The 12545-nt window shown below is 49.0% G+C and carries 10 protein-coding genes and 1 pseudogene; 4 read left to right on the top strand and 7 right to left on the bottom strand.

Annotation, left to right across the window (positions count from 1 at the left end; translation table 11 throughout):
- Nucleotides 1-112 precede the first annotated feature (112 nt).
- Entirely contained in the window at nt 113-1099 is a 987-nt protein-coding gene (locus EVX52_RS23305; RefSeq protein ID WP_129992215.1) for an SDR family oxidoreductase, read from the top strand.
- A gap of 22 nt (nt 1100-1121) precedes the next feature.
- On the opposite strand, the gene EVX52_RS23300 is transcribed toward EVX52_RS23305, so the two are convergent.
- Together EVX52_RS23300 and EVX52_RS23295 are read right to left on the bottom strand one after the other, a co-directional pair.
- Nucleotides 1122-2750, bottom strand: coding sequence for an alpha-amylase family protein (locus EVX52_RS23300; RefSeq protein WP_129992214.1), 1629 nt, complete (start codon nt 2748-2750; stop codon nt 1122-1124).
- A gap of 105 nt (nt 2751-2855) precedes the next feature.
- Nucleotides 2856-4177 (bottom strand): annotated as a pseudogene (locus EVX52_RS23295) (cation:proton antiporter).
- A gap of 383 nt (nt 4178-4560) precedes the next feature.
- Between EVX52_RS23295 and EVX52_RS23290 the strand changes: the two are divergent.
- Together EVX52_RS23290 and EVX52_RS23285 are read left to right on the top strand one after the other, a co-directional pair.
- Complete coding sequence (locus EVX52_RS23290) at nt 4561-5037, top strand: DUF1003 domain-containing protein (RefSeq protein WP_129992213.1); 477 nt, start codon at nt 4561-4563, stop codon at nt 5035-5037.
- Between the two features lie 25 nt (nt 5038-5062).
- Complete coding sequence (locus EVX52_RS23285; protein WP_129955433.1) at nt 5063-5545, top strand: CinA family protein; 483 nt, start codon at nt 5063-5065, stop codon at nt 5543-5545.
- Nucleotides 5546-5647: 102 nt separating this feature from the next.
- Here EVX52_RS23285 and EVX52_RS23280 read toward each other — a convergent pair whose 3' ends face one another.
- Together EVX52_RS23280 and EVX52_RS23275 are read right to left on the bottom strand one after the other, a co-directional pair.
- Nucleotides 5648-6163, bottom strand: coding sequence for a ferritin-like domain-containing protein (locus tag EVX52_RS23280; protein ID WP_129992212.1), 516 nt, complete (start codon nt 6161-6163; stop codon nt 5648-5650).
- A 62-nt stretch (nt 6164-6225) separates the two neighbouring features.
- Nucleotides 6226-6714 carry a ferritin-like domain-containing protein gene (locus tag EVX52_RS23275; protein WP_129955437.1) on the bottom strand — a complete coding sequence of 163 codons (489 nt, stop codon included), beginning with the start codon at nt 6712-6714 and terminating at the stop codon, nt 6226-6228.
- A gap of 322 nt (nt 6715-7036) precedes the next feature.
- On the opposite strand from EVX52_RS23275, the gene EVX52_RS23270 reads away from it, so the two are divergent.
- Entirely contained in the window at nt 7037-7204 is a 168-nt protein-coding gene (locus EVX52_RS23270) for a general stress protein (protein WP_014333835.1), read from the top strand.
- A gap of 135 nt (nt 7205-7339) precedes the next feature.
- On the opposite strand, the gene EVX52_RS23265 is transcribed toward EVX52_RS23270, so the two are convergent.
- The 3 genes from EVX52_RS23265 to EVX52_RS23255 all read right to left on the bottom strand — a co-directional run bounded on the left by EVX52_RS23265 (nt 7340) and on the right by EVX52_RS23255 (nt 12488).
- Nucleotides 7340-8056 carry an HAD family hydrolase gene (locus EVX52_RS23265; RefSeq protein WP_129992211.1) on the bottom strand — a complete coding sequence of 239 codons (717 nt, stop codon included), beginning with the start codon at nt 8054-8056 and terminating at the stop codon, nt 7340-7342.
- A gap of 218 nt (nt 8057-8274) precedes the next feature.
- Nucleotides 8275-11349, bottom strand: coding sequence for an efflux RND transporter permease subunit (locus tag EVX52_RS23260; protein ID WP_129992210.1), 3075 nt, complete (start codon nt 11347-11349; stop codon nt 8275-8277).
- Nucleotides 11346-12488 carry an efflux RND transporter periplasmic adaptor subunit gene (locus EVX52_RS23255; RefSeq protein WP_129992209.1) on the bottom strand — a complete coding sequence of 381 codons (1143 nt, stop codon included), beginning with the start codon at nt 12486-12488 and terminating at the stop codon, nt 11346-11348. The genes EVX52_RS23260 and EVX52_RS23255 overlap by 4 nt, the downstream gene beginning before the upstream one ends.
- Nucleotides 12489-12545 lie beyond the last annotated feature (57 nt).

The following is a 12545-nucleotide window of genomic DNA, read 5'->3' as shown; positions in this document are numbered from 1 at the left end:
CAGCGCCTGCCGCCTGTATACGCAGGCGCTGATTATAGGGATATATGAATATCGGTCCTCAATATTCCACAGCGATAGATAATGTCAGAAATGAAATAATAGGAGGTGTTCTATGCCTTTAGTCGTGGTTACGGGGGGGACCGCGGGTGTTGGGCGAGCCACGGCATTATGCTTTGCACAGCATGGTTATGATGTGGCTGTTATTGCCCGTAGCCAGCAAGGTCTCACAGCAACAATCAAAGAAATAGAATCGACAGGCGTCCGCGCGCTTGGGATGAGTGCAGATGTTGCCGACACCGGTCAGATGGAAGATGCCGCGACTCAGATTGTTAATACCCTTGGGCCAGTCCATGTCTGGATAAACGCCGCCATGTGTACGGTCATCTCCCCTTTCACTGAAATGAGTCAGCAAGAATATCAACGTGTTACAGATGTCACTTATCACGGTGTAATTAATGGTACACGGGAAGCATTAAAAATTATGTCGGCCCAAAATAAGGGGCATATTATTCAAATTGGCTCAGCATTAGCATATCGATCTATTCCGCTGCAATCTGCCTATTGTGGTGCGAAAGCCGCTATACGTGGTTTTACTGATGCACTGCGTTCAGAGCTTATCCACTCAAAATCAACTATCCGGCTGACGATGGTGCATCTCCCAGCCGTTAATACGCCGCAGTTTGAATGGTCGCGTAACAAGCTGCCCCGGACCACCCGTCCGGTAGCCCCGGTTTACCAGCCGGAAGCGATAGCGGAGGCCATATATAAAGCCTCTCTTTTAGCCCCGAGGGAATTATGGGTCGGGATATCCACTGTACAGTCCATTCTTGGCAATATGTTTTTCCCGGGATGGCTGGATAAGCTGATGTCCCAAAAAGCATGGGGAGGACAAATGCAGTCAGAACCTCACCCGATAAATGAAGACGATAATCTCTATACGCCTGTTGAAGGTCATCACACAAGCAAGGGAAAGTTCAGCGGTGAAGCGAAGGACAGTGTTATTGCCATCGATCCCGCGCGAACGGGTAAAGTGGCGCTGACAATGTTTAGCGCCGTTTTTTGTGCCCTATTATGGCGAAAAAGCGGCAGGAAAAAGTAATTCGGTATTGTATACGTGGCATTCATTCGCGAGTGAATTTGAGCGTAAACCAGCGGTAGCCGTAGCCATTGACCGGAAACCTGTCTGTTGCTTTCAATAGTCCTGACTTAGCATATTCTTCATCGGCAAGCAGTTCGGTGAGCATCATAATTTCTGGCTCGTTTAGCTCAACCTGCACTTTTTTATTGCTTAAATTGGTAATCATCAGCAAAGCATCCCCGTCATAGTCATAACGAATGGCAAAAAGGGAGGGCATTTTCATGTCGATGATTTTATGAGTACCGGACCCTATTTCTTTGCACCCTAGCCGCGTCCGGGCCATGTTGCTGACAAGATGCAGCAGTGAATGGTTTTGAATTTGTGATTTACTGACGTTCACAAGCCGGTAACGGTTGGGTCCTCTTACCATCACTGGTGCGATCAGTTTATCGCGTTCAGCTTGAGAAAAACCGGCATTCCGGGTGGTGTCCCACTGCATGGGTGTTCTTACAGCATTCCGCTCGTTCAGGGACAGATTCTCGCTCATGCCAATTTCATCACCATAGCGAATAATAGGTGTGCCCGGTAATGAAAATAACACCGAATATGCCATAGCAATTTTTGCTGTATCATTTTCAAACATTGAAGCTAAGCGTCGTCTCAGTCCGCGCTGATAGATATGCGTATCCTGTTCAGGACCAAATTCTTTTATAACATCACGTCGTTCTGCCGGGCTTAATCCCGCCAGATCCAGTTCATCATGGTTACGCAACCAGTTAGCCAGACAGGCCCTTGCCGGTGGGGTGGGAATATCATCCAACGCCTTAACCAAGGGGCGGGCATCTTTATGTGCGAAGGAAAGAAACATCGCCTTGTTTAGTGAGAAACTCAGTAACATATGCAGGCGATCATTATCGCCAAAATAATCGCTATATTGCTGTGGCGGAACATCAACCTCGCCCAATAAAATAGTTTCGGGGTGCCGGACGGCGACAAAATTTCGTAAATGATTCAGTAACCCGAGACCTTTTTTGACATCTCCTTTTCCGGCTTGTTTTATCAGGTGCGAAGCGGCATCAAGCCTGAATCCGGAAACACCCAGCCGGAGCCAGTACAGGATCACCCGCTCAATTTCATTTATCACGGCGGGACAAGCCAGATTTAAGTCCGGCTCATCATGGTAAAACATATGTCGATAATACTGCTGCGCAGTCTCATCCCAGCTCCAGACACTCTCCTCTATCCCGGGAAACATGGGAGGATCGTCATTTTCAGGGGGTTCATCTGCCCAGATATAATAATCGCGGTACGGCGAATGACGGTCTTTCCGGGCTTCCTGAAACCATCGATGTTCGCTTGAGGTATGCTGTAAAATTAATTCAATTATCACCCGCAGTCCCATTTCTTCAGCCTGTTCAAGCAGCATCACCATATCGGCGATATCACCAAAACGCGGATCTACTGTGAGATGGTCCTTTACGTCGTATCCGTCATCTCGGAAAGGAGTCAGATAAAAAGGTGTCAGCCAGAGTGCATTAGCCCCCAGACCACGAATGTAATCAAGGTGTTTAAGAATACCGCTGATATCGCCAATTCCGTCGTTGTTCGCATCAAAAAAATAAGCGGTATCAACCTGATAAATAATGGCATTTTTATACCAGTCACTGTTCATCGCTTCACTCTCTGTTTTAAACCCTATTCTGAACCGTGCTTATAATAACTTTAGCGGCAAATAATGATTTCGCGACAATCAGCGGCTACGTCTTCGCCAATATAGCTATTTTTTCTTACGCCGCCATTTCTGCAGCGGCCCAACCGTAACACCATGCAGCAGTACGCTGAACGTTATTAATGTCACTGCGCAGTTAACCATTCTGGTTACTTCTTCGCCTTGCAAACCGTGAAGAAGGGCAAAAGCGATATAATTAATACTGCCAATACCCCGAATACCTAACCACCCCATCATCATTCGCTGTTTCCAGGAATAGGCCATTTCCCAGGTCATCAGTAACACGGCTATCGGACGCACAACCACAAACAACCCCACAGCAAGCATCAGTCCATCAATATCCCAATGCAGCGCTAACGTCATGCCCAATAAAATAACTAAGGTTGCAGCCAGCAGCCGTTCGACCGTGTCCCCAAAAGATAACGCGTCACCGATAACTAATCCGACGGACTTCACCGGCCCCTGTTCCTCAAGACGGTGCCGGGAATGAGGATTTACCATCGTTTCGGCGGGAGGGATTTCACCGTTCTCATCATCCTGTTTATGGCGTTTTTGTACGCTAACTTCAGCGCTGCGCAGCCCAACCCCGGCCGCGAAAGCGGCCAGAAAAGCCGAAGCGTTTATTTAGGTCGCCAGTGAGAAGCTCAGGGCCATCAGTGCGAGCGCAATGAAATCACTGGAGCTACATCCTGTTGTAAATGTCGTGAGCGTGTCGCGAGCAGGCCAACGCCCCTGCCCAGCCCGAAGCCGAGGGTCAGACCTGCGAATAATCCCCAAAGCAGGTCAACGGACAGCCAGTGGATCCATTGGTCAGCGGACAGAGGGGCTTCATTTGCATGAAAGAAAATCAATGCCAGCATCAACAGAGGTAATGCCGTCCCGTCATTGAGACCGGCTTCGCTGGATAATGACAACCTGAGCCAGTCACTGTCTCTGGCGTCATTGACGGCCACCAGGCTGGCTAACACCGGATCGGTAGGCGCGACAATCGCGCCAAAGGCCAACGCGATGGGCCAGGAAAAGCCCGCCAGATAGTGTGCAATAAGCATCATACCGCCGACGGTTAATAACATGGTGGGAAGCGCCAGAACCACGCCAATTTTCCAGACCGGCGCACTAAAGGAAAAACGCAATTTTAACCCGGTAATAAACAATGATGCCGCCATAGCAATTTCCGTCGCCCGGCTGATCATAGAGGTATGCCTAAAAACATCTATATTTACCAGTCCCAGTCCCCATTGACCACAAGCGATACCGACAACTAAATAAAGACCGAACATAGGCACAGGCGTTCTGTTTAACCAGCCAGTCAGCATCGACATAGTCAGTAGAAGGATGCCAGCCGCAATCATCCAGTCGAGAAAATTCATCTCTCACCTCCTGCACTGCTTTCTTGTATATGATTCATTTCAGTAAATTTTAATAATGACAGCAATCCGTCAGTTGTAAAAAATTCAAGCTGTTTTTATTCTCTTCGTTGAGTCTGGTAAATACTTAAATTTATGTATTTTTCGTATTTAACCGCTTATCTTAAATAAGAAAAATCTTATCGATGTAATATCGCGTTATGCTCATTATTTTATATTTAAGCATACTAAATTGTTTATTAAATAGACAGGCACACAGAAGGTAGTGCGAAAATTATACAAAAAAAGTTTTATGTACAGCTTTTAAAAAAACCGTTTGATATACCTTACCCATCGGAAATGTATAATAAAATAACTTTATGCCTTAATTCAGAGAGGATGATGATATGGCTGAAATCATGGACACCAAAGACAGAGAACACTTGCAACAACTTCGAAAAAAAAGTCAGGAGGAGCATGCGACATTAATAAACGATCCGGAAGAATGCAGGAAGCCAGGTAATTTCGGTGAAAAACTTGCCGAAAGAATCACCGGTGCTATTGCAACCTGGAAATTTATCCTTATACAAACGGGTATAATTCTGGGTTGGACAAGCTATAATGTATTTATTAAGAAATCAGCTTTTGATCCCTACCCTTTTATCCTGCTTAATCTTTTTCTGTCTTTCCAGTCAGCTTATACCGCCCCCGCGATTATGATGAATCAAAAACGCCAGGAGAAGAATGATCAAATCCGTAAGGAAATCGAATCTGACGTGAATGTAAAAGCAGATTTAGAAATTGCGCAGCTTCATGACAAGATAGAACATCTCACAAAATTAGTGGAAAAATTGGCGGGCAACAGGTGTGAATCCTCTTCGTAGCTTGAGCAAGAGAAGGAGAACAGGAATGGATGAGCAATTATTAAACGCGGCGCAAAAGGTGGTTCATGTACTCAAGGACAGAGACCTTACACTGGCAAGTGCCGAATCCTGCACAGCCGGTATGGTAGGGATGGCATTGTGCGCGGCTTCCGAGGGCGGCGTACCCTATGCGAGCGGTTTTATTACCTACGATGATAGGGCGAAAAATCAACTGCTTCATGTCAGTACAGACACGCTGGCTAAATTTACCGCCGTCAGTGCTCAGACCGTAAAAGAGATGGCAAAAGGTGCCAGCGAAATGGCTGGCACGGACACCGGGCTTTCTGTCAGTGGCTATGCGGGTCCGGAAGGGGGAGAAGACGGGACACCTGCCGGCACCGTTTGGTTTGGCTGGTATCTCGGGCCAGGTAAACAACGACAAGAAGTGAGACATTTTGACGGTGACAGTGAAGCGGTTCTCCTGCAGGCCTCCATTTTCGCTCTTGAAAAGCTGGCTGCACTTTTATAACGGGATATAACGGGAACTGCCTGAGATTGGCGGATTCATCATTTTATTAAACGCGTAGAGCCCCGATGCCGGGGCTCATGAACGTAAAATGCGTGCTCAGTATCAGCGTTTCGCTTCTGCGTCCGGGTCTTCTTCACGGGACAAAAATTGTTTCGTCAGTTCAGGCATATGTTCGGCTAACCATTGAGCCATTTCTTCTTCCTGAATTTTAATCTCCCGAAAAACGCGGGCACCTTCCAGATCGCCCACATGCTCAGCAGCAGCGATAAGAGAGCTGTATGAGGCAATTTCAAAATGTTCAAATACGTAACCGCTGATCCCGCCTTTTATGACTTCGTCACTGGCAAACATACCGCCAAAGGCCTGACCCATCGCCGACATTTTACCGGCGGTATCCTTCAGCACGGAGCGCGAGGTATCAAGGTTGTTTAAAACGCCCTCAACCAGTCGCTGTTGCCCCTGCGTTTCGGTAATATGCTGCTTAATTCTTTGCTGAAGAACCGGGTAGTGTTCTAACCGATCCGCCATTTTTGATAACATCGTTTCGGCTTGTTGTTCCATGGCGTGAGCATCCCTCACCCAGTCAATGTAATTCTCATACGCTTCTGAAGTGGCCATAACAAACTCCTTATAAACAGAGGAATAAAACAATCATCCGGACGATCGCAACCCAACGGAAGTTAGCCTTTTGAAGCCTGATCGGACTCCGCCAGAAGGGTCAGTTTCTCATCGGTTCTTTTTTCTTCTTCCAACGTTTCATGAAGTAATTTAGCAACGTCGGTATAACCTAATTTTTTGGCCATTGCGACCAGAGTGCCGTATGTGGCAATTTCATAGTGTTCAACTTTTTGCGCGGCACCGATCAGACCGGCATCCAGAACCTCACCTTTTTCAACTGAGTCGATCAATTCCTGCGCTTCAGCCACAAGGCCTTCCAGGGCATGACATTTCATGCGTTTAATGCGCAGATCATCACTTAATTCCACGACCTGATCCAGCCGTTCAATTTGGCCTTGTGTTTCTTCAAGATGGAGTTTAAAGGCTTCTACCAGTTTGGGATTGGTCGCCGCCCGTGCCATCTTCGGTAAGGCCTTGGTAATTTGGCGCTCAGCACTATAAACGTCAGATAAATCATGAATAAAAAGATCTTTCAATGTCGTAATAGCCATAATTGCCTCGTCATGTTGTTTATGTGAGTTATTAATAATAGTTGTTTTAATTGTTAATATATAGGTTTAGGATTTTTCCTAAACAAAATTATAATATCCAACCACAGCAGATTCCGTAAACCACCTAAAGAATAGCGGGTTACGATTGTATATGCAGACACACCCCACTCACCGCCCATTAAATATAAATAAAAATTTTTACAGCCAGACAAACTATATTATTATTGAACGTGAGCACATGCTCTTCAGGTAAAACATCCTGTATATTCATATCAGGATGCTCTTACTCTAAAAAACTGTACTAATCCGATAGGAGGATATTATGGCCGAACATCGTGGTGGATCAGGTAATTTTGCAGAAGACCATGAGAAAGCATCAGAAGCCGGTAAAAAAGGCGGGCAAAAAAGCGGGGGTAACTTCGCTAATGACCGCGAACGTGCAAGTGAAGCCGGCAAAAAGGGTGGACAGCATAGCCATGATAATGATTAGTACTTAATCATGTAGGGCTATATTTTGTCCCACCCGGGCCTGTAGTGAATTCCGCAGGCCTTTTTAATTTGTTTATTATTTTAATACGTATGCACTTCTTTATTTTAGCCCGGTACATAGTATCTTATTTTCTGCTCACCAAGGCCGAGGTAAAGCATGCTGCGTAAACATCATAGTGATTTCGTTAAGAGAATTTACGGAATATTCTGTATCAACCCACCGTCCCGGCCATGGATGAAACCCTTTCAGCCAGATAGATTTCATGCCAGCATTTTTAGCTCCCTGATAATCATTAACTGGATGATCGCCCACATACCAGCACTGATCTGGACGTAAACCGAGCCGATTTGCTCCTGCATGAAATATTTTTGGTGAGGGCTTACTTTCGCCAAACCTTTCAGAACAGAGCATTACGTCTATTTTTTCTGAAAGAGAAAGGGCTTCTAACGTTTTATTGCGTGACCACTCAGCGCCATTTGATATGACGCCAATAGCGATACCATGCCTGATAAGTTCATCAATCAGTTCATTGGCACCAGGCATGACAATAGCCGCTGAAGGGAAGTGATTGACCCAATGTTCCAGGACTGTCTTACCCTGTTGGGGGGCTATCCATCGTAGCTCTGAAGCTAATGTTTGGCTTACTGCCTCGCGGATTGAGGAAAATGGCGAGTTTTCAGGAAGGTAACCGCCGTTATCCTCACGAGTGATAATCGCATTAATATTATCTGCATTTTTTTCTTTAAGTTGGTTACGAAAGGCCAAATAAAATATCTCTGCATACCGGGCAATACTCAAAGCTCGATGAGTAAGCGTATTATCTAAGTCAAAAAACACGGCTTTTGGAGACATCCTCTAACCTCTTGTTATTAGTTATACTTTTCACCCTAATGCTTTCTTTCAATAATGAACTTACAGCCTGGCTTGGAATGATTTCAGGCAGATGTTCACCTGCCTGAGCATTGCACAGAACTAACATTATCGTGAACAGGTTACAGCCAGACCTCGCAGGCTGGCTCCTTCTCTGTACGACAGTGAGTGCTACTGTTACGTGACTGAAGTTCATCAGCTTAGTTTAACTTTGCATTAACATGATTCTTTTCAAACTGCATAATAATACTCAGCGAAGCGGGTAAAACAGTAAGCGTGACGAAAGTGGCAACGATGAGACCGCCGATAATCGCATAGGCCATAGGTCCCCAGAAAACCTGCTCAGCGATCGGGATCATTCCCAGTATTGCAGCACAAGCCGTGAGTAATATAGGCCGGGAGCGGTGTTGTGCCGCCGCTTTGATGGCTTCATCGCGGTCAAGACCCTCCCTGACGTTATTGTCCACTTCGCTGATCAGGATCACCGCGTTGCGGATAATCATGCCTGCTAAAGCGATGATACCGAGTAAGGCGACAAATCCCATCGGCGTACCTGTCGGCAACATTGCCAACACAATGCCAATCAGCCCGAATGGGGCCATGAACAACGCGAGAAGCATACGGGAGAATCGCTGAAGCTGGATCATGAGTAAGATCAGCATAACAAACAGTGTGACCGGCAGTACCGCGAATACCGAGCTGTTGCCTTTGTCCGACTCTGCCACCACACCACCCTCCTCTATAGTATATTCCGGCGGTAAAGTTGCCCTGATGCGTGACACCAAAGGGGCAAGTTGCTGAGAAACAGTCTCTGCACGCAGCCCTGCGGCTAAATCAGTTTGTACAGTGATAAACGGCAGGCGCTGACGACGCCAGATAACCGGGTCATCAATGCCCCAGACAGGTGTCGCCACCTGACTGAGGGGGATTTTCTGCCCGTTTGCCGTCGTGATCATCAGCCCGGACAGCGTGGTCAAATCCTGACGTTCACGCTTATTTGCCCGCAGAACAACATCAATCAGCCGGTTTTTATCCCTGACGGTGGTGACAACACTCCCGGACCAGACGGTATTAAGCAATGTGGCGAGACTTTCGGAGGAAACGCCCGCTGCGCGTGCTGCGGTCTGATTCACCTGCAAAGTGATGACCCGCTCAGGTTCACCGGCGGTCAGGTTAACTTCACGGGTCTCGGGACTGTTTCCGAGCACACTGGCGAGATGCTGCGCAATCTGTCTGACCTTCGCGTAATCCGGTCCGCTGATACGATATTTTACCGGCCAGCCTACCGGTGGCCCCAGTTCCAGCGGCGAAACACGCGTCGTGATATCGCTGAAATCCCGGGCTAAAACTGTTTCCAGTTGCGCACGTAATTTATCCCTGTCCTCAAGGCTTTTAGCGACAACAACCAGCTGTGCTGTGTTTTCATCATCCAGTAGCACATCCATAGGCAGGTAAAAGCGCACCGCACCTGACCCCACATACGTAGAAAAATGGTCTATGTTCGGATTGTCTTTCAAGGCATGCTCCAGCCGCCCGGCTTGCCGTGCGGTGTCGCTTTGAGAAGCGTTGCCAGGAAGCGTAAGGCTGACCAGCAGTTCCGGGCGATCCGACGCCGGGAAAAACTCGCCCTGCATAAACGTGGTCGCATAAGCGGCAAGCCCTAACAAAAGGCAGGCAATACTGAGAGTCACCACACGTTTTTGCAGAACCTGATTGAGCAGACGCTGATAGAAACGCATCAGTCTGCCCTGTTTTCCCGCGTGTGATGCCAGTTTCTCAGGTAACAGCCAGGTTCCGATCAGCGGTGAAAAAAGGATGGCCACTACCCAGGAACATAAAAGCGCAATCAGCACCACGGCGAAGAGAGAATAGCAATACTCTCCCGCACTTGAGGCGGCAAATCCGACCGGAATAAAGCCCGCTATCATCACCAGCGTGCCGGTCAGCATCGGGAAAGCCGTAGTTTCGAATGCGTAAGTTGCTGCCCGCCATTTAGAATCACCGGCCTCAATGCGGGATACCATTGCCTCGACGGTGATCATGGCATCATCCACCAGCAACCCCAGGGCAATGATTAACGCCCCCAGTGAAATACGTTGTAAGCCTATGCCCGCCAGCATCATGCCGATAAACGTCATCGCCAGCACGATGGGGATCGCCGCAGCCACCACCAGCCCGGCACGGGTGCCTAATGAGACGAAGGACACTGCCAGCACAATGACCACAGCCTCAATTAATACACGGATAAATCCGCTTACAGCCTGCGAAACCACTGTCGACTGATCCGCGACTTTAACCATTTCAATACCATGCGGGAGCTGCGCGCCAATAGCAGCCATCCGGTCATTGAGCGCCTTGCCGAAAGAAAGCATATTGCCGGTAGAAGCCATGGATATGGCAAGACCGATAGCAGGCTGACCGTTGACCCGGAATGCCGGTGACGGAGGCTCGGCATCCTGGCGGCTAATGGTCGCGATATCCGTCAGCGGAATGTAGCGCCCGGCAATATGCAGCGTCACGGCACGTAAACTTTGCTCTGATGTCAGTGCGCCGCTCACCCGCAAGGCAATGTTTTCACGATCGCTTCGCAAGACGCCTGAAGGTTCAACCGCATTTTGCGCCTTCAGCGCATCGGTGATTTGTTGCAAATCCAGTCCCATTCCCGCCAGCTGCGCCGGTGAGAATGCGAGGACAATATTCTCCTCCTGCACACCCAGCAGATTGATCTTCCCCATATCCGGCAACGACATCAGACTGCGGCTGATATCATCGACCCTGTCACGAAGCTCACGCGGCGTGAAACCTTCTGCAGTAAAGCCATAAATGGTGCCGAATGTGTCATCAAATTCGTCATTCACCGCCGGGCCCTGCACACCCGCTGGCAGTGACGGCGCAATATCCTGCATCTTTTTACGCACCTGATACCAGATACCCGCGACTTCTGAAGGGGGCGTGTCATCGCGAAGGTTCACAAAAATAACTGATTGCCCTGCATGGGTTTCACTTTGGACAAAGTCAAGATAAGGCGTTTCTTGCAGTTTTTTCTCCAGCGTATCGGTGACCAGATTAACCGTGTCCTCCACGCTTGCACCCGGCCAGCTCGCAGACACCACGGCAGTTTTAATGGTAAACGCCGGGTCTTCATTCCGGGGGAGTTGCTCATAGCTGATGATACCCGCCGCCATTAACAGCAACATAAAAAAGGCGATCAGCGACTGATGATTCAGCGCCCAGGCTGAAAGGTTGAAAGCCCCGACCGGGGAAGACGTTTTCATTCGCTGTCCTCCCCGGGGATAACTTTTTCACCGTCTCGAAGTTTACTGACACCCGCAATGACCACCCTTTCGCCAGAGCGGATACCGGCAGATATAAATATTTCAGAGGTACTGTAACGCCCGATAACGACTGGCCTTAAATGCAACAACTGTGTTTTCTCATCCACAACAAAAACGGCCGGTTTATTCCCGGTACGGGTCAACGCAGAGGCAGGCAGTGCTATCAAAAGCGGACCTGACGCGTTAAGTGTAAGTTGAACACTGGCACCGAGTGCCATGGCCGGTGGCGGGTTATCCAGGGTGATGCGCAGACGCCAGGTACGGGTTTGCGGATCGGCCTGCGGGCTGACGTCGCGGAAATGCCCCCGGGCCACTACGGAAGGGGCCGAAAGTAGCGATACATTAAACAGGCTGTCAGCTTGCTGAGGAACAGACTGAGGATCAGCCACATCAAATACGGCATCGCGAATGCTGCCACTGGCCAGGGTGATCACAGACTGTCCGGCACTGACCACTTGTCCTGCCGACGCGCTGACCTGGGTGATCACCCCGTCAGCCGGAGCAATGAGTTTTGTCCAGGACACATTTTCCTGCGCATTTTTGAGCGCATCTTCACTGCTCTGACGCTTCGCGCGGGCAGCCTGCCAGTCAGCCTGGGCACTATCAAGCTGCGATCGGGCAATAGCCCCCGAAGGCATCAGTAACTGCATACGCCTGAGATTGAGCGAGGCCACCTGTTCTGCCGCGCGGGCACTGTTCAGATCGGCCTGCGCACTGCTGAGCTGGTTGCGGCTGGTATCGCTTTCTTGTGTGGCGAGAACCTGACCTGCGATCACACGATCTCCCACCTCGGCCTGCCGCGTCAGAATGCGTCCGTCCAGCCGGAACCCGAGCGTAACCTCTTCATGGGCGCGTATTTCACCCGTTTGAATCAGAGAACCCACCGCGACCGGGGACGGTGCGAGAATTGCCCGTACCGGCCTGACCGGAGGAGTTTGTTTATGGGTTTTGTCACCACAACCTATCAGCACCATAACAATAATGGCCAGACAGGCAGCAGGAATGAAGGGAAGTATCCGGCCGGAGGCGGATAAATGGCGAACAGCATGCCGCGCATAATCGGTGAAGGTAACAGCCATGACAGTCTTCCTGAATTGAGATATCGCTATTCAATCCAATCACTGTCCAGATTCCCG

Origin of the sequence: Rahnella sp. CFA14(1/10) (assembly GCF_004195095.1) — a bacterium.
Lineage (GTDB): Bacteria > Pseudomonadota > Gammaproteobacteria > Enterobacterales > Enterobacteriaceae > Rahnella > Rahnella perminowiae.
This window is presented reverse-complemented; position numbering and strand designations above follow the sequence as displayed.

What these genes read in the sequence shown, in the direction of transcription:
- EVX52_RS23260 (WP_129992210.1), bottom strand. Translation starts at nt 11,349, where the DNA reads ATGAAAACGTCTTCCCCGGTCGGGGCTTTCAACCTTTCAGCCTGGGCG.
- EVX52_RS23280 (WP_129992212.1), bottom strand. Translation starts at nt 6,163, where the DNA reads ATGGCCACTTCAGAAGCGTATGAGAATTACATTGACTGGGTGAGGGAT.
- EVX52_RS23300 (WP_129992214.1), bottom strand. Translation starts at nt 2,750, where the DNA reads ATGAACAGTGACTGGTATAAAAATGCCATTATTTATCAGGTTGATACC.
- EVX52_RS23285 (WP_129955433.1), top strand. Translation starts at nt 5,063, where the DNA reads ATGGATGAGCAATTATTAAACGCGGCGCAAAAGGTGGTTCATGTACTC.
- EVX52_RS23270 (WP_014333835.1), top strand. Translation starts at nt 7,037, where the DNA reads ATGGCCGAACATCGTGGTGGATCAGGTAATTTTGCAGAAGACCATGAG.
- EVX52_RS23305 (WP_129992215.1), top strand. Translation starts at nt 113, where the DNA reads ATGCCTTTAGTCGTGGTTACGGGGGGGACCGCGGGTGTTGGGCGAGCC.
- EVX52_RS23275 (WP_129955437.1), bottom strand. Translation starts at nt 6,714, where the DNA reads ATGGCTATTACGACATTGAAAGATCTTTTTATTCATGATTTATCTGAC.
- EVX52_RS23255 (WP_129992209.1), bottom strand. Translation starts at nt 12,488, where the DNA reads ATGGCTGTTACCTTCACCGATTATGCGCGGCATGCTGTTCGCCATTTA.
- EVX52_RS23265 (WP_129992211.1), bottom strand. Translation starts at nt 8,056, where the DNA reads ATGTCTCCAAAAGCCGTGTTTTTTGACTTAGATAATACGCTTACTCAT.
- EVX52_RS23290 (WP_129992213.1), top strand. Translation starts at nt 4,561, where the DNA reads ATGGCTGAAATCATGGACACCAAAGACAGAGAACACTTGCAACAACTT.